The following is a 16,326-nucleotide window of genomic DNA, read 5'->3' on the forward strand; positions in this document are numbered from 1 at the left end:
GGATAAGTCAGGTTTGCTGCTCGGCACTTGGCAATACTGAGGCCCACAGAACAAGAGCCATGAGAGTGTTCCATGCAGAATCACTATGACGCCCTGATCATCGGTGCCGGCCTTTCCGGGATCGGTACGGCCTGCCGCATGGCAGTGGAAATGCCCAACGCCAAGGTCGGCATCATCGAGCGCCGCCAGGCCATTGGCGGCACCTGGGACCTGTTCCGTTACCCGGGCATCCGTTCCGATTCGGACATGTTCAGTTTTGGCTACTCGTTCCGCCCCTGGCACGAACTCAAGGTGCTCGCCGATGGGCCGTCGATTCGCCGCTACGTGACCGAAACTGCGCGCGAGTACGGCGTCGACAAGATGGTCCGCTTCGGCCTCAAGACCACTGACGCCGCCTGGTGCAGCCAGGCGCAGCGCTGGACCGTCAACTGCCTGGAGGACGCGACCGGCAAGACCCTCGCACTGACCTGCCGATACCTGATCTGCTGCACCGGCTACTACAACTACGACCAAGGCTACCTGCCCAGTTTCCCTGGCGAAGCACGCTTCCAGGGTACCCGCGTGCACCCGCAGCACTGGCCGGAAGACCTCGACTATCGTGGCAAACAGGTGGTGGTCATCGGCAGCGGCGCTACTGCGGTGACCCTGGTGCCGGCCATGGCGAACGACGCCGCGCATGTGACCATGCTGCAGCGCTCGCCCAGCTACGTGTTCAGCGTGCCGGGCTACGACAAACTGTCGGCGGTACTGCAGCACTTCATGCCCAAGCGCGCGGTGTTTGCCCTGGCACGCAAGCGCAACATCGTCATACAGCGCTTCATCTACAAGGCATCGAAGCGCTGGCCAGGATTGGTACGCTCCTGGCTGTTGTCCGGGGTGCGCAAGCAACTCGGCGAGCAGGTCGACATGCGCCATTTCACCCCGCGCTATCAGCCCTGGGACGAACGAATCTGCGCGGTGCCGGACGCCGATCTGTTCAAGGCGCTGCGGGCGGGCAAAGCGTCGGTGGTCACCGACCAGATCGACAGCTTCACCGAGACCGGCATCAAGCTGAAATCGGGACAGGAACTGCCAGCGGACATCATCGTCACTGCGACCGGCCTGCAGTTGCAGACCTGTGGCGGCATGGCGATCCAGGTCGACGGCGAAGCGAAAGCCCTGAACGAGCTGATGACCTACAAGGGCTCGATGCTGCAGGACATTCCCAACCTGGGCTATGTGTTCGGCTACACCAACGCGCCCTGGACGCTGAAGGCCGACATGACCGCCAGCTACTTGTGCCGTCTGTTCAACCACATGAAGCAGAACAACCTCAACGTGGTGGTGCCCCGCGCGCCGGCCGGCGAGCTGCAGGCCGACGAGACGGTGCTTGGCTCGATGCAGTCCGGTTATATCCAGCGCGCTGCCGCCACCTTGCCGCGGCAGGGGCGCAATCTGCCCTGGCGGGTGCTGCACAACTTCGAGCGCGACCAGGAGATGCTACTCAAGCAATCGCTGGAAGACCCGAGCCTGGAATTCAGAAGCGCATGACAACGTGCTGCGCGACGGGGACTTTCTTGAATTGCTGGCGGACGATCCGGAAGTGAAACCAGACATCGTTTTTATCCATGGCATGTGGTCGCGGCATACCGTGTGGCGCGACTGGGAGGCCATGTTCCGCGCGCGCGGCTACAACTGTGTGGCGCTCGACCTGCCGGGCCACGAGGAACATGGCTCGGACACCCTGCTGGCGCGGGTCGCGCTGGAGCAGTACGTCAACGCCGTGGTCAAGGTGGCGCGCGGTCTGCAGCGACCGGTACTGATCGGTCATTCGCTCGGTGGGCTGATCGGCCAGCTGGCGGCCCAGCGTCTCGACTTGGCCGGCCTGGTGCTGGTGAACAGCGCGGCGCCTGGCCAGGTATTTCCGTTGCGGCCCGCGATGCTGCCGGGTCTGGTGCGGCACTTTTCCAAGTGGGCGCTGTGGCGCAAGACCTTTCGCCTCTCCGCCTGGGAAGCCGATTACCTGGTCTTCAACCGGCTGCCGGCCGCTGCGCGGGAGGATTGCCGCAAGCTGCTGATCGCCGAGTCCGGCAAGGTCGCCTACGAGGTGGGCTTCGGCGTGCTCAATCTGGCGCGCTCCAACCGGGTGCAGAAAGAGCGGGTCAGTTGCCCGATGCTGGCCCTGGCCGGCGGCCGGGATCGCATCATCCCGCGCGCGGTGAGCCGCGGCATGGCGCGCTGGTATGGCCAGCAACTCGACTACCGCGAGTATCCCGCGCAAGGCCACTGGCTGCTGGGCGAGCCCGGTTGGGAAGGGCACGTCGAGCGGGTCATGGCCTGGATCGAGACGTTCGAGCAACCGCAAGCCATCGCTGCTGCCAGGGCCGCACTCACCCCCTGAGTGGTCAGGCTTGCGGCGTTCGCGGGCGCTGCAGGCGGCTGCGCAGGCGTTGCCGGGACTTGCTCGCCGGGTGCTGCTGCGCGCGCCACTCGCGCGGGCTGCAGCCGAACCAGCGCTGGAAGGCGCGGGAGAAGGCGCTCAATTCCGAGTAGCCGAGCATGGCGGCGAGCTGGGTCAGGCTGAGGGTCGAGTCGCCCAGGTAGCGCTGCGCCATGGCTTGCCGCGTCTCGTTGAGGAGCACCTGGAAGGACGTGCCTTCCTCCGCCAGGTAGCGCTGCAGGGTGCGCGGATGCAGGTCCATGTAGTCGGCGATCTGCTCCATGGTGGCGCGGCCGCTGGGCAGCAAGTTGCGCAGCAGCTGGCGCACGTAGGCCGGCAATTCCTGCATCGAAATCTGATCCAGCGCATCGAGATGCTGCTGGATCAGCCGGTGCAGCTCCTGATCGCCAGAGCTCAGTGGCGTTTCGAGCAGTTTGGCGTCGAACAGCCAGGCGTTGCACGCCGCATTGAACTGCGGCGTCAGACCGATCAGGCGGGCGTACGCCTGCGTCTCGCACAGTGGCGCGGACTGCAGCAGCAGGGCGCGCGGCTGCCAGCGATTGCCGAGCAAGGTGCGCATCAGCTGCATGGCGCCGCCGACCACCAGCTCCACGACCAGGCGATGGCTGACAACATCCTTGACCTCGGTCGGGTCGTAGTGGAACAGCGCGTGCTCACCTTCCACCTCCAGGCGCAGCTGGGCGACGCTCACGTGCAGGTGGAAATACTGGGTCAGCTCGTTGATCGCGGCGCCCACCGTACCGGCATTGCGGATCAGGTACAGCAACGGTCCCAGCGAGCTGACGCCCTGATGCAGGCCGAACCGCAACGCGAACAGCGGGGTGGCGGAACTCTGAGTGGCGAGGGCCAGCAACGCGGCGAACTTGCGGTAGGGAATGAAGCTGTCCGGGTGCTCGAGCACGTCCTCCGGAAGCCCCACCGACTTGATCAGTTCCTGCGCGCTCAGGTTGTTGCTGGCGGCGAACTCGGCAAGCCCGTGGAGCGCGGAAGCGCGGACGAAATCGGTGACTGGGTTCATCGTGTTGGCTCGGATGGGCGCACCGCGCGGACGGTTGGTGTGGACGCAAATTGACAACCTGCAGACGTGTTTAGTCAAGTTTTTACCTGTCTGCAGCGCACATGGACGGTGTCGCGAAAGGTTTGGTTTTTGTCCGGAACTGTCAAGTTTGCTGCACGTGCCTGGCCTAGCCTCGTGGCGGCGAACAAGAACAACATCCCCGGAGCATGCATGAGCAACCGAAATACACCTTGGGCGAGCGGGCTGCTGTCTGGCGCCGTGCTGGTGGCCGGCTTGGCCCTGAGTCCACTGGCCAGTGCGGTGGCCGCTGACCCCGTGCCTGCGGCGAGCCAGGCACAGCCCGCCGACGAGTTCCGCACGCTGGTGCGCGACGTCTACCACTACGCCTACCCGCTGGTGCTGATGGACATCACCCGGCAGCAGATGACCAATGTGCCGGACGCCGTCAGCACGCCGCGCCGCGCGCCCATCAACCAGTTTGCCCACTACCGCGAGTATCCGGATGCCCGGTCCAAGGACGTGGTGCGCTTCAACTTCGACACCCTGTATTCCATGGCGTGGGTGGATGTCAGCCAGGAACCGGTGATCTTCTCGGTCCCCGATACGGCCGGGCGCTACTACCTCACGCCGATGCTGGACATGTGGACCGATGTGTTCGCGGTCCCCGGCACACGCACCACCGGCGGCAAGGCGGGCAACTTCGCACTGGCCGCGCCGGGCTGGAGCGGCGAGCTGCCGCACGGCGTGGAGCTGATCCGCGCGCCCACGCCGGTGTTCTGGATCCTCGGGCGCACGCAAACCAACGGCCCGGCCGACTACGCCAAGGTGCACCAGGTTCAGGACCAGTACCGCTTGGTGCCGCTGAGCCAGTGGGGGCGTGAGTACCGGCCGCCGGTCGGGCTGCCGGTCGATGCGCACGTCGACAACACCACCCCGCCGCTGGAGCAGGTCAACCGGTTGAGCGGCGTCGAGCTGCTCACGCGCTTCGCCGAGCTGCTCAAGAAGTATCCGCCGCACGCCAGTGACTACCCGATCCTCCACCGCATGCGCGGCCTGGGCATTGCGCCCGGCAAGGACTTCGATACGGGTGCCTTCAGCAACGCGCAATTGCAGGCCATCGATGCCAGCGCGCAAGCGGCGCAGGAGGAACTGCGCCAGGTGGTGCGAACCGCCTCCATCGGCACGGTCCACGCCGGCTGGAACTGGAGCAACTCGCTCGGCAGCTATGGCACCGAGTACCGCAGGCGCGCTGTCGTGGCTCTCGCCGGGCTCGGCGCCAATCTGCCGGAGGACGCCATTTACCCCAACGCCTTCGCCGATGCCGACGGCCAGCCCTTGTCGGGCAAGCACAGTTACGTGCTGCGCTTCGAGGCCGGGCAGCTGCCACCCGCCGACGCGTTCTGGTCGCTGACCCTGTACGACAAGGACGGCTTCCAGGTCGCCAACCCGCTCGGTCGCTTCGCGCTCGGCAGCCATGACGCGCTCACGCGTAGCGCCGATGGCGCACTGGAAATCCGCATTCAGCAGCACCCCCCCGGCAAGGGTCAGGAAGCCAACTGGCTGCCAGCGCCGGGCGACAACTTCCAGGTGATGCTGCGCATGTACTCGCCACTGCCGGCCGTCACCAGCGGCGCGTGGCAGCCGCCGGCAATTCGCAAGGTCAACTGAGCCTGAACTCATCTCGCGTCCGCCGCGCCGGCGGACTGCCGCAATTGGGAGAACCCTATGAACAAGCTATTTGCCGCCGCCAGCCTGGGGCTAGCGCTGGCGCTGCCGTTTACCGCATCGGCCCAGCAACCGCTGTCTGCCGACGAAGCGAAAGAGATCGCCCGTGAGGCGTATGTCTACGCCTATCCCCTGGTGCTCATGAAGGTGACCAAGAACGTCGCCACCAATGTCGAGCATCCCGCCGGACTGATGGCGCCGGTCAACCAGTTGGCGCATGCGCGCGCCTTCCCGGACCCCAACTTCACCGTGGTGGTGCGCCCCAATGCCGACACGCTGTACTCGGCGTTGAGTTTCGATGTGAGCCAGGAGCCGCTGCTCGTCGAGATTCCCGACTCCGCCGGGCGCTATTACCTGATGCCCTGGCTGGATGCCTGGACCGATGTGTTCGCCGCACCCGGTACGCGCACGACCGGCAATGCCGCGCAGCGATTCGCCATCGTCGGACCGAAGTGGCAGGGCAGTCTGCCGGCCGGGATCACTGAGTACCGCAGCCCCACCGCGGCCGGTCTGCTGATCGGCCGGGTGCAGACCAATGGTGCCGCGGACTACCAGGCGGTGCACGCGTTCCAGAACGCTATCCGTGCCTATCCGCTGAGTGCCCACGGCACCGACTACGTGGCGCCGAAAGGCCGTGTGAATCCGACGCAGGACCGCACCGCGCCACCCGAGCAGGTCGACAAGATGAGTGCCGCGGCGTTCTTCGAATTGTTTGCCGAGTTGATGAAGGACAATCCGCCGCACGCCAACGATTACCCGATGCTCGATCGTCTGAAGCGCATTGGCATCGTACCCGGCCGCGATTTCGCTTACGCGGCGGCGCCGCAGATCGTCCAGGACGCATTGAATGCCGCTCCCGCCGTGGCGCTGCCGCAGATCAAGGCGGCCTTCCGCAGCTCGGGGATTGCCGCCAATGGCTGGCGCACCAACATGACGGCGATCGGTACCTACGGCGCGGACTACCTGCATCGCGCCGGGGTGGCCTATGCCGGGCTGGGCGCCAACGTCATCGAGGATGCCATCTATCCCACCGTGTTCGCCGACGCCGAGGGTCAGCCGCTACGCAGTGACCAGCGCTATGTGCTGCGCTTCACCAAGGAACAGCTGCCTCCGGTGCGGGCGTTCTGGTCGCTGACCCTGTATGACGAGCGTCAGCTGTTCACTGCGAACCCCATCAACCGCTACGCCATCGGCGATCGCGACCCCTTGCAGTTCGGTGCCGACGGTTCGCTGGAGCTGTATATCCAGCGCGAGTCACCCGGCAAGGACAAGGAATCCAACTGGCTGCCGGCACCGGCCAAGGGGCCGTTCTCGATGAACCTGCGCCTCTACTGGCCGCAAGCCGAAGCCCTGGATGGCCGTTGGCTGCCGCAGCCGGTCAAGCGTCTCGACTAGCGTCGCGATCCCCTGCTGGTGCGTTGTGCCAGCAGGGGCGGCACGGGGAGCCCGAACGGGCCCCGATTCGCCCGTCGAAGGCATCAGCCCGCCCGGCCGCTCATCAAGCGCTTGTACTGCCGGGTGCGGCGCAGGGTCTTCCACTGCTCGAGCAGCAAGGCGCGCAACGGCGAGGCGTCCGGGGCAGGGTGGTTGCCAAGTGCCAGGCGGCGCATCTGGAACTTCACCAACGACATGTAGGCCAGCGCGGCCAGCGCCTTGCGTTTCCAACGGATCGGCGGCAGCTCGGCGCTGACCTGGGCCTGGCCGCTTTGCCAGAGGCCTGGCAGCGCCGGGTTGACCGCCAGTGCGGTGGCGATGCCGGCCATCGCCACGCCACCGGCCAGTACCTGTTCCACCACCGGCAGACGGCGGATGCCGCCGGTGACCATCACCGGCATGCGCGCGATGGCGGCGATCTCCTCGGCGAACTCGAGGAAGTAGGCTTCGCGAGCCAGGGTGCGGCCGTCCCGCGCATCGCCCTGCATGGCCGGCGCCTCGTAGCTGCCGCCGGACAACTCGACCAGATCCACGGCCAGCTCGTTGAGCCAGAGCACCACCTGGCGCGCGTCGCTCGGCTCGAAGCCGCCGCGCTGGAAGTCCGCCGAGTTGAGCTTCACCGCCACGCAGAAGCCCGGCGACACCTGGGCACGCACCGCTTTCACCACCTCCAGCAACAGGCGCGCGCGGTTCTCCAGTGAACCGCCCCAGCGGTCCTCACGGCGATTGCTCAGCGGCGACAGGAACTGGCTGAGCAGGTAGCCATGCGCGGCGTGTATCTGCACGCCGCTGAAGCCGGCCTGCTCGGCCAGCACTGCGGTGCGCGCGAAGCGCTGGATCAGCGTGGCGATCTCTGCCTCGTCCAGCGCCTTGGGCAGCGGGAACAGCTTCGACAGCCCGCCCATATCCAGCGCTACGGCGGATGGCGCCACGGTCGGCTGGCCGAGGTTGGCCTGCATCTGCCGGCCGGGGTGGTTGATCTGCATCCAGAACTGCGCGCCCTGCGCACGGCCGATGCGCGCCCAGTCGCGGAAGCGCTCCAGCCGTTGGCCTTCTTCCAGCACCACACCGCCCGGGCCGGTCATGGCGCGCGCGTCGACCATCACGTTGCCGGTCAGCAGCAGGCCGGCGCCGCCTTCGGCCCAGGCCTGGTAGAGGCGCAGCAGCTGATCCGAGGGGGTCTGGTCCTGATTGGCGAGGTTTTCTTCCATCGCCGCCTTGGCGATGCGGTTGGGAATGACAGCGCCATTGGGCAATTGCAGGGATTGAAAGGGCGACATGGGGCTCTCCGGAAGGTGGGCGCCGTGCATCGGTTTTGTATGGCCGGACGACGACGGGGGCTGTGTCGTGGTAGAGCCTAAGGTTAAAGTCAACTTCAAGGTCAATAGGGGAGCCCCACAAAATGAAAATCGGCGAACTCGCCCGGCGCAGCGGCCTGGCCGCCTCGCGCATCCGCTTCTACGAAGCCAGCGGCCTGATCAGCGCCGAGCGCCTGGGCAATGGCTATCGCGACTATTCCGAGCAGACCCTGCATGCGCTGGAGGTCATCGCCTGTGGCCAGCAGTCCGGCTTCAGCCTGGAGGAGATGCGCAAGCTGATGGCCGACCCGGCCCAGCGCAGCGATAACCACGACCGCCTGCTGGATAGCCTGCGGCGCAAGGTCACCGAGATCGACGCCATGCAGCAGCGCCTGGCGCACAACCGCGCGCGACTGCTGGAGGTCATCGCCGGCATCGAGGGCAAGCCGGAAGGCATGGGCTGCGAGGAGAACGCCCAGCGCATGCTCGCGGGGTGGCGCGAGCGGGGAGAGGCGGGCGCGGCCAAGCGCTGATGCGGGAGGCAGTAAGGCAGACACTTCGGCGTGTCTGCTAGCGGCCGATCCCCCACATCTGAAGCGATAAAGAGCAAGGCAGTACCCTTTGCTCCGAGCTCAGGGATGTGTCGTCGTATCTTCTGGCCGTGGATATCCCAACCTGAATGACCGACAAGACAAGCGAGTGGAAAAATATTTGAAATTGGCGGAAGTATGTAAGTAGTCAGCTTTGCAGGGTTTATGAATTTCGCAGTAATTGAATGTTGTTGTTGATGAGGGTTTGCACGATTTCCAGCGAGCCATTGATGGCGAATTGAACGCCCATGCATACGAGCAAGAAGCCCATGATGCGGGATACCGCATCAATCCCTGATCGGCCAGTGACCTTCATGATCAAGTCTGAAGCGCGCAAACAACCCCAGAGTATTAATGCGGTTGCCAGAAAGATTAATGGCGGCGCTACTTGTATGACCCACGCGGGAAAGGTCGTGTTGTGCTTGAGGGCCGAGGACGCACTGATGATCAACGCAATAGTCCCCGGCCCAGCCGTGCTGGGCATGGCCAGCGGGACGAACGCGAAACTGGCGCGCTCGGCCTCGTTGCGAGCGACAGAGGGCTGTGGCGGTTGAGGGAATAACATTCGTGCGCCAATTATTATCAGAATGCCGCCGCCCGCGATCCGCAATCCCGGTATGGATATATTGAAGATATCCATGATCAATGCGCCTACGTAGTAGGTAATTATCATGATGAGAAAGACGTTAACTGCCGTCAGGAGCGCCTGCTGGTTCTTTTCTTCGCGACTGAGTCCTTGGGACAGCGCGAGGAAAAGTGCCACTGTCGTGGGTGGGTTGATCAAGGGCAGCAATGCCAGCAGCCCCAGAGTAATCGCGTCGAATAAGTGACCCATGCCCAGCCTTCCTGAAAAGGTTCTGGTGATTCTCCGCCAGTGCCTGGCTGCGGAAATGAATCTGCGTCGGTATCGTCGTCTCAATATAGACGTTGAACTGACTGCATCCCTGAATAGAACTCACTGACCTTTCGGTACGGCCCGGTCGCTGCTTGTTTGGTTTGTAGGAATCGGATGTCCGCATCGGACGGGAGCGGAGCTGAGCGAGCTCCGTCCCCCGTGGTTCCGGCGCTCTTGGCGGTGGAGCGCGTGGGGCAACACCTACCAGAGGTGGCGGTAACCCAGGTTCACCGCCCAAGGCTCTTCGAGGTCATCGCCGCTGGCGTGCTCGATATCCAGGTACACCTTCTGTTTCGCGCTGAGCTGGACGATCACCCCCGCGCCCAGTTCGGTACGGTCGCCGGGCAGAGCGTTGTCCAGGCGGTGATCGTTCACCGTCACCTCGCTGTCGCTGCCGTGTTCGGTCACGTAGGAGACTTTGGCGTAGGGCTGCAGCTGTTGGCCGCTCGACAGCTTTAGGTTGCGCCCGAGCAGGGTGCCGACCCGGCTCTGCAGCGAGTCGACATCCCCGGGTTCAACCCGCAAGCCGTTGCTGGCGGTGTACGCGTCGCTACTGGTGCGCGTGGCGGTCAGCTCCAGTTGCGGTTCGACAAACCAACCATCCTGCAGCTTGAACTGCTTGCCGACTTCAACGTCCATGCCGATCCCGTCGGCATCGTAGTTGCTGGTGACGCGCTCGCCGAGATTGCTGGTCGACTTGATCTCGTTGTCGAAGCGGTTGTACTTCAACACTCCGTCGACGTAGAAACCGCTGTCGTGCAGATAGGTGGCATAGGTGCCGACCAACTTGCTGTCGGTCTTGCCACTGGCGCCTTCGCCGAAGTCGGTATCCGATTGCGCCATGCCGAGCATGCCGCCGATGAACAGCTTGCCGCCGTTTAGCTGGATCGCCGTGTCGGCGCCGACTTCCATGCCCGATACATCCTGGTCGAAGGCCCGGCTGGAGTGTTCGCCGAACTCGTAGCGCTTGTGGATGCCGCGCACCCACACGCCGCCGTCGTCATCGCCCATGCGCAGTTCGCCCAGGCGCTTGGCCAGTGCATTCATTTCCGCGCTCCACAAGGTCTGCGTCGCCGCAACGTTGGCCAGTGCGGCGTTGGCGCCGGTGCTCAGGTGCTGTGGTTTGGGTGCAAGCGGGGTGCTCGGTGTAACTGGGTTCAAGGGAAGGTCTGGTGTGCCTGGCGCTACCGGCTCTTGCGGCTCGAGCGGCTCAACGGGTGCTATCGGCGTCACCGGCACGGCCGCGGTGTTGCGCAGATACCAATCGTCGCCCTGCTGCTCGAGGGTGTAGCGGAACGCGCCGGCGTCGACATGCTCGCCGTAGAGGCTGAAGCGGCCGTCGCCACCGGCGGTATCGACCAGCATCAGTTGCTGGCCGCTGGCGCTCGGTTCGTGGCCGGAGTCTGCGACGATCAGCTCGTGCTGTCCCAGCGCCTGGCCATTGACCTTCAGCAGATCGCCCTGCTCGGCAGCCAGATCGGTGTTCATGAAGAACTGGCCGTTGCCGCTCAGGTCGCCATCGACGGTCAGGGTCTTGAACGCCGTCCCGGGCGCGAAGGCCACCCGACCGTCGTGCAAGTCGAGCGCGCTGACGTCGGAGTCGCCGGTAACCTGCCACGCCGACTGTCCTGACAGGCTGAAGGCCCCGCCGTGGCTCACGCTGCCGCTCAGGAGACCGTCACCGTTCATGCTCAGGTCGACCCGGCTGGTACCGTCGGCACGGATGTCGCCGATGAGATGGGTCGGCCCGTCGCTGTTCAGGGTGACGGTACTGTTGTTCATGGCATCCAGCAGCATGCCGGTGTTGCTCTTCATATTGCTGCCGGTCACCTGCAGCGCCAACTGGGCCGCATCGGCGCGGATCACACTGGCCTGGCTGGCGTACAGATCGCTGTTGGCCAGGCTGACCTGGTTGTCCTGGCCGCTGCTGCCCTTGCCAGTCGCCAGCAGGGCATGGGCGTTGGTGCCTTTGGCCTCGACCTGACTGTCCTGCAGGCTGATTTGCGCACCACTGGCCACGGCAAGGCCGTGTGAAGATTGGCCGGTGGTTTCGACGGACACGTTCTTCGCCGTGATGGTCGATGGTGTCGACGAGTAGGCCGTGCTGCCCGTGGCGGTAAAGCCGTTGCTCGCGGCGCTGCGGGTGGTGATCTGGCTGTTGCTGATCTCCACCATGCCGCCGGCGCGGGCGAACACGCCATGGGTGCCCCCGCGCGTGCCGTCGTTGAGGCCGTCGACCTCGATCTGAACGTTGTCGGCAATGACTTTGCTGTTCTGCCCAGCGGCGCTGGCCGTCTGGGCATTGATCCCGACCCCGTTGGTCCCGGAGACGCTCAGCGAGCTATTGCGGACGGACATCTGGCTGCCGTTGGCGACCGAGACACCGGCGCCGTTGGTCGCCGAGTTTTCGATGATCACCTTGTCGAGACTGGCGACGCCTTGCGAAGAAACCACGACGCCGCCGAACACCTTGCTGTCGCTCAGGTCGAGGTTACTGCTTGAATCCAGAACCATGATGCCGTTGCCAATTTCGGAGTTCCTCAGCTTGGCGCTGGCGCCGGAGCTGATCCTGATACTGGCGGCGCCGGTGGACGTGACCCGCAGTCCGTCTCCGTCCAGCTGGCTGTTCTTGTCGACAAAGATGCCGTAGTGGGTCGCCCAACTGCCGGTGTTGTGAATGCTCAGATCATTGGCCTCAAGGCGCCCGCCATTGGTGATCTTGACGGTACCCTCGGTCGCGCTCTCGAAGGTCTGGCCGCTGACGGTCTGCTGTCCACCATCGACCATCAGGTTGGCCGCACGAGCCGGTTCACAGGCGAGTACTGCAAACAACGTGGCGACGGCCACGGCTAACGGCGATTTGCGGAACGGATGTTTCATGGCTGTCTCCCATCGCATGCAGCGTCAGTGACTGAGGGCGACAGGTTTGCAGGTCAGCCGAGAGCGTTCTGTAGGCAGCGTCTGCGCGCTTGTAGGAAATTTCCGAACGCGGCGCCGTTGCTTCGCCGTTCTGCGTGAAGCGCGCGCCGAGCGCTGTTGCCGCCTGCGCCAGCCGTTCTACGCTTCAGGGCATGCAAGCTCTCACTACACAACTACGCCGCCACTACCAGGCCCGCCGGGGAGCCTGGCGATGAGCCGGGTGCTGATCGTCGACGATCACCCGATGATCCGCTTCGCTGCGCGGCTGTTGCTGGAGCGCGCCGGCTACGCGGTGGCTGGGGAAGCGGACAACGGTGTCGAGGCGCTGAGCCTGGCCCGCGAGCTGCGTCCGGAGCTGGTGCTGCTCGATATCGGCATTCCCAAGCTCGACGGCCTGGAAGTCATCCAGCGGCTGCAGAGCTTGCAGCCGGCCCCGCGGATTCTGGTGCTGACCTCGATGAGCCCGGCGATCTACGCCAGCCGCTGCATGTTGGCCGGGGCGTCGGGGTTCGTCGCCAAGGGCAACAACCTCAGTGAGCTGGCGGAAGCGGCCAAGGCGGTGCTGGCCGGCAACAAGTACTTCCCGGATGCCACGCTGCTTTCGGTGCGTCTCAGCGACGGGGTGTTCGACGATTCGGTGATGCTGCAGTCCCTGTCCGACCGGGAGGTCGCCGTGCTCAAGTACCTGGCCTCCGGGTTGAGCAACAAGGAAATTGGCGACGAGATGCTGATCAGCAACAAGACGGTCAGCACCTACAAGACGCGCCTGATGCTCAAGCTCAAGGCGCGCACGTTGGTCGACCTGCTCGAGTTCGCCAAGCGCAACGCGCAAAGCCTGTGAACCTCGCCCTGGGAGGACGTGGCATGCGGACTTCCACCTTGCGGCATTGGCTGCTCGCGCTGCTTGCTGCAGTTGCCGTGATGGCCAGTTCCGCGACCATGGCCAACCCTGCATTGGCGACAGGCAGCGGCGTGTCGAACCTGGCGTCCAGCATCAGCGCTAGCGCAGCGCCGGTCGAGGCCGAGGTGGACCCCTGGGCGCGGCGCGGCATTCACAACTACCGACTGTTCGCCCTTGGGGTGCTAGCCCTGGCCCTGATCCTCGTCTGGAACTGGCGACTGCGCCGCGAGGTGCGCAAGCGCCAGGCGGTCGAACGCGCGCTCAGCGATCAGTTGGCCTTCCAGCAAGCGCTGTTCGATGGCATCCCGCAACCGGTCTATGTGCGCGACCGCGAGGGCCGCCTGGTCAGCGCCAACCGCAGTTTGTGCGAGGCGCTGCAGACGACCCGCGAGCAGCTGCTGGGTAAACGCATCGTCGATGCGAACTGGTTTTCTCCGGCCGATGCGCAGCGCTACCAGCAGCGCTATCTCGACGCGCTGGCCTCGGAGCAGCCGCAGTTCGCCGATCTGCAGTTGCAGATCGGCGGGCGATCAATCGAGGTCTATGCCTGGCTGGTGCCGAACCGGGATTCCAGCGGGGCGGTGACCGGCATGGTCGGTGGCTGGGTCGACGTCACCGAGCGGCATCGTCTGCTCGAGGCGCTGCGGATCGCCAAGGAGCAGGCCGATCAGGCCAGCCAGGCGAAGAGCACCTTCCTGGCCACCATGAGCCACGAGATACGCACGCCGATCAGTGCGGTGATCGGCATGCTCGAACTGACCTTGCGTCGAGCAGAGGAGGGCGTCTGGGAGCGCGAGCCGATCGAGGTGGCCTACGAGTCGGCAAACTCGCTGCTGGCGCTGCTCGGCGACATCCTCGACATCGCCAAGATCGAGGCCGGGCGCTTCAGCCTGGCGCCGGAGCGCGGCAATCCAGGCAAGCTGGCGAGCTCGGTGGTCAAAGTGTTTGCCGGCCTGGCGCGGGACAAGCAGCTTGGCCTGGAGCTGGATGTTCAGGCCGAGGCCGCCACTGACGTGCTGATCGACCCGCTGCGCTTCAAGCAGATTCTCGGCAACCTGATCAGTAACGCGATCAAGTTCACCGAAACGGGCGGCGTGCGCGTCGCGCTGCGCGTCGATGCCGACGACGCCGAAAACCTCCATCTGCAGGTCCAGGTGCGCGACAGCGGCATCGGTATCAGCGCGGCGGCGCAGCGGCTGCTGTTCGAGTCGTTCATGCAGGTGCGCGAGCCTGGACAGGCATCGCGCGGCGGCACCGGGCTGGGCTTGGCCATCTGCCGGGCGCTGGCGGAAATGATGGGCGGCCGCATTGAGCTCAGCAGCCAGCCGGGGCAGGGCACCGAGGTCACGGTACACCTGACCTTTCCGCGTTTGCCGGCCTTGCCTGCAGCCACCGCGGACACGACGCCAGCCGACGTGCCGTCGCTCGCGCCGCGCCGGCTGAGCGTGCTGATCGCTGATGATCATGCACCCAACCGGCTGCTGCTCGCCCAGCAGCTAGGCTACCTCGGCCATCGCACGCAGACGGCGACTGACGGTGCTCAGGCGCTGGAGCTCTGGCGCCAGGAACACTTCGACCTGCTGATCACCGATTGCAACATGCCGCGCCTCAGCGGCTACGCATTGGCGCAGGAAGTGCGCAGGCTCGAACAGGGCTGCGGGCAACCGGCCTGCACGATCTTCGGTTGCACCGCTAACGCCCAGGCAGAGGAGTTGCTGCGTTGTCAGCAGGCCGGCATGGACGATTGCCTGTTCAAACCGGTCAGCCTCGATCGGCTGCGCAAGCGGCTGGAAGCGTTGGCGTTGCCGGTCGTACCGCCAGCGGTTTGCCGCCTCGGCGCACTGGATGCGCTGACTGGTGGCGACCGTACGATCACCCGTGAGTTGCTGCAGGGCAGCCTGCGCGCCAATCGTGCGGACCTTGCCACGGCGCTTGAGCTTGTCGACGACGGCGACTGGCCTGCCCTGGCGGCACAGGCGCACAAGATCAAAGGCGGCGCGCGGCTGCTCAACGCCGACGAACTGGTGGCCTTGTGCGAGGCGCTGGAGGCGGCTTGTCGATCCGGCGCCGCACGGAACAGTGTGTTGGCGCCGGTCAACGCGCTCGCGGCGGGGATCGAGCGGCTCGAGGCAGCGCTTATCCGCTATCTGGACGACGCCGCAGAAGCGGCGCCGCCAGGTTAACGCAGGGCCTTGGGGGGAGGCAGGTAATCCCCGTCGAGGTTCCCCGCCGTGGGCAGATGACCGGCGCGGATGTTGGTCTGGATCGCGGGCACCATCAGCACCGGCAGGCTGAGGTCTGCGTCCCGCGCGGCGCGCAGGCGAACGAACTGTTCTTCGCAAACGCCCTCGCGCACGTGCAGGTTGTGCCGGCGTTGCGCGCCGATAGTCGTTTCGCAGTGCACTGCGTCGCCGCCGGACGCCTGGTAGTCGTGGCCGACAAACAGGCGCGTGCGGTCCGGCAGTTCAAACAGCTTGCGGGCCGAGGCAAACAGCGTGCGGGCGTCGCCGCCGGGAAAATCGCAGCGCGCGGTGCCGTGGTCCGGCAACAGCAACGCATCGCCGACAAACACGGCATCACCGATCAGGTAGCTCACGCAGCCTGGCGTGTGCCCTGGTGTATGGATGGCGCGGGCCGGCAGGCCGCCGACCTGGAAGCTATCGCCATCGGCGAACAGCCGGTCGAACTGGCTGCCGTCGCGGGGGAACTCGTCGCCAAGGTTGAATAGCTCGGCGAAAGTTGCTTGCACCGTGGTGATCTCGGCGCCAGTCGCCAGCCGGCCGCCCAGCGTCTGCTGGACCACCACGGCGGCTGACAGGTGATCGGCATGCACGTGGGTGTCCAGCACCCACTGGACGCTGAGCTCGTGTTCATACACATGGGCGATCAATCGGTTGACGCAGGCATGGAAGATGCGCCCGGCCGCCGGATCGTAGTCCAGCACCGGGTCGATTATCGCGCAGCATCCGCTGTGCGGGTCGCTGACTACGTAGCTGAAGCTGTTGCTGCGCGGATCGAAGAAGGCTTCGACAGTGGATGTCATGGCTGAATGTCCTGGACCCAAGCGATGCCTGCGAGCTCTGTCATCGTCAGTGCCGCGAAGGGC

The 16,326-nt window shown here is 65.2% G+C and carries 12 protein-coding genes; 7 read left to right on the forward strand and 5 right to left on the reverse strand.

Annotated elements, in window-relative coordinates; translation table 11 throughout:
• The first annotated feature begins 72 nt into the window (after positions 1–72).
• A complete protein-coding gene (locus JQX08_RS06055; RefSeq protein WP_204915390.1) occupies positions 73–1,530 on the forward strand; it encodes a flavin-containing monooxygenase in 1,458 nt (485 codons plus the stop codon).
• A gap of 52 nt (positions 1,531–1,582) precedes the next feature.
• Complete coding sequence (locus tag JQX08_RS06060) at positions 1,583–2,380, forward strand: alpha/beta fold hydrolase (protein ID WP_204915391.1); 798 nt, start codon at positions 1,583–1,585, stop codon at positions 2,378–2,380.
• Positions 2,381–2,384: 4 nt separating this feature from the next.
• Here JQX08_RS06060 and JQX08_RS06065 read toward each other — a convergent pair whose 3' ends face one another.
• On the reverse strand, positions 2,385–3,458 hold the full coding sequence (locus tag JQX08_RS06065; protein ID WP_204915392.1) for an AraC family transcriptional regulator: 1,074 nt from the start codon (positions 3,456–3,458) through the stop codon (positions 2,385–2,387).
• A 210-nt stretch (positions 3,459–3,668) separates the two neighbouring features.
• Between JQX08_RS06065 and JQX08_RS06070 the strand changes: the two genes are divergently transcribed.
• Both JQX08_RS06070 and JQX08_RS06075 read left to right on the forward strand, forming a co-directional pair.
• Positions 3,669–5,126, forward strand: a complete 1,458-nt coding sequence (locus JQX08_RS06070; RefSeq protein WP_204915393.1) for a DUF1254 domain-containing protein — start codon at positions 3,669–3,671, stop codon at positions 5,124–5,126.
• A 57-nt stretch (positions 5,127–5,183) separates the two neighbouring features.
• Complete coding sequence (locus tag JQX08_RS06075; protein ID WP_204915394.1) at positions 5,184–6,578, forward strand: DUF1254 domain-containing protein; 1,395 nt, start codon at positions 5,184–5,186, stop codon at positions 6,576–6,578.
• Between the two features lie 83 nt (positions 6,579–6,661).
• On the opposite strand, the gene JQX08_RS06080 is transcribed toward JQX08_RS06075, so the two are convergent.
• Positions 6,662–7,897: an NADH:flavin oxidoreductase/NADH oxidase family protein gene (locus JQX08_RS06080; protein WP_204915395.1), complete on the reverse strand. Its 1,236-nt coding sequence runs from the start codon at positions 7,895–7,897 to the stop codon at positions 6,662–6,664.
• Positions 7,898–8,019: 122 nt separating this feature from the next.
• Between JQX08_RS06080 and JQX08_RS06085 the strand changes: the two genes are divergently transcribed.
• A complete protein-coding gene (locus tag JQX08_RS06085) occupies positions 8,020–8,448 on the forward strand; it encodes a MerR family transcriptional regulator (RefSeq protein ID WP_204915396.1) in 429 nt (142 codons plus the stop codon).
• A gap of 220 nt (positions 8,449–8,668) precedes the next feature.
• Here JQX08_RS06085 and JQX08_RS06090 read toward each other — a convergent pair whose 3' ends face one another.
• Together JQX08_RS06090 and JQX08_RS06095 are read right to left on the reverse strand one after the other, a co-directional pair.
• A complete protein-coding gene (locus JQX08_RS06090; RefSeq protein ID WP_204915397.1) occupies positions 8,669–9,340 on the reverse strand; it encodes a MarC family NAAT transporter in 672 nt (223 codons plus the stop codon).
• 261 nt (positions 9,341–9,601) lie between these two features.
• On the reverse strand, positions 9,602–12,280 hold the full coding sequence (locus JQX08_RS06095; protein WP_204915398.1) for an autotransporter outer membrane beta-barrel domain-containing protein: 2,679 nt from the start codon (positions 12,278–12,280) through the stop codon (positions 9,602–9,604).
• 250 nt (positions 12,281–12,530) lie between these two features.
• On the opposite strand from JQX08_RS06095, the gene JQX08_RS06100 reads away from it, so the two are divergent.
• Together JQX08_RS06100 and JQX08_RS06105 are read left to right on the forward strand one after the other, a co-directional pair.
• Entirely contained in the window at positions 12,531–13,160 is a 630-nt protein-coding gene (locus JQX08_RS06100; protein WP_204915399.1) for a response regulator transcription factor, read from the forward strand.
• A 23-nt stretch (positions 13,161–13,183) separates the two neighbouring features.
• Positions 13,184–15,403, forward strand: a complete 2,220-nt coding sequence (locus JQX08_RS06105) for an ATP-binding protein (protein ID WP_204915400.1) — start codon at positions 13,184–13,186, stop codon at positions 15,401–15,403.
• On the opposite strand, the gene JQX08_RS06110 is transcribed toward JQX08_RS06105, so the two are convergent.
• The gene (locus JQX08_RS06110; protein WP_204915401.1) at positions 15,400–16,263 is read right to left on the reverse strand and encodes an MBL fold metallo-hydrolase; all 864 of its coding nucleotides are present in this window, start codon (positions 16,261–16,263) and stop codon (positions 15,400–15,402) included. The two genes, JQX08_RS06105 and JQX08_RS06110, sit on opposite strands and share 4 nt — an antisense overlap.
• Between the last annotated feature and the right edge of the window lie 63 nt (positions 16,264–16,326).

The sequence above is a fragment of the Zestomonas insulae genome (assembly GCF_016901015.1).
In the GTDB taxonomy this organism is placed as follows: domain Bacteria; phylum Pseudomonadota; class Gammaproteobacteria; order Pseudomonadales; family Pseudomonadaceae; genus Aquipseudomonas; species Aquipseudomonas insulae.

Excerpts from the sequence above, each read along its gene's own strand:
- JQX08_RS06055 (WP_204915390.1), top strand. The coding sequence starts at position 73 with ATGCAGAATCACTATGACGCCCTGATCATCGGTGCCGGCCTTTCCGGG.
- JQX08_RS06065 (WP_204915392.1), bottom strand. The coding sequence starts at position 3,458 with ATGAACCCAGTCACCGATTTCGTCCGCGCTTCCGCGCTCCACGGGCTT.
- JQX08_RS06070 (WP_204915393.1), top strand. The coding sequence starts at position 3,669 with ATGAGCAACCGAAATACACCTTGGGCGAGCGGGCTGCTGTCTGGCGCC.
- JQX08_RS06075 (WP_204915394.1), top strand. The coding sequence starts at position 5,184 with ATGAACAAGCTATTTGCCGCCGCCAGCCTGGGGCTAGCGCTGGCGCTG.
- JQX08_RS06080 (WP_204915395.1), bottom strand. The coding sequence starts at position 7,897 with ATGTCGCCCTTTCAATCCCTGCAATTGCCCAATGGCGCTGTCATTCCC.
- JQX08_RS06085 (WP_204915396.1), top strand. The coding sequence starts at position 8,020 with ATGAAAATCGGCGAACTCGCCCGGCGCAGCGGCCTGGCCGCCTCGCGC.
- JQX08_RS06090 (WP_204915397.1), bottom strand. The coding sequence starts at position 9,340 with ATGGGTCACTTATTCGACGCGATTACTCTGGGGCTGCTGGCATTGCTG.
- JQX08_RS06095 (WP_204915398.1), bottom strand. The coding sequence starts at position 12,280 with ATGAAACATCCGTTCCGCAAATCGCCGTTAGCCGTGGCCGTCGCCACG.
- JQX08_RS06100 (WP_204915399.1), top strand. The coding sequence starts at position 12,531 with ATGAGCCGGGTGCTGATCGTCGACGATCACCCGATGATCCGCTTCGCT.
- JQX08_RS06105 (WP_204915400.1), top strand. The coding sequence starts at position 13,184 with ATGCGGACTTCCACCTTGCGGCATTGGCTGCTCGCGCTGCTTGCTGCA.
- JQX08_RS06110 (WP_204915401.1), bottom strand. The coding sequence starts at position 16,263 with ATGACATCCACTGTCGAAGCCTTCTTCGATCCGCGCAGCAACAGCTTC.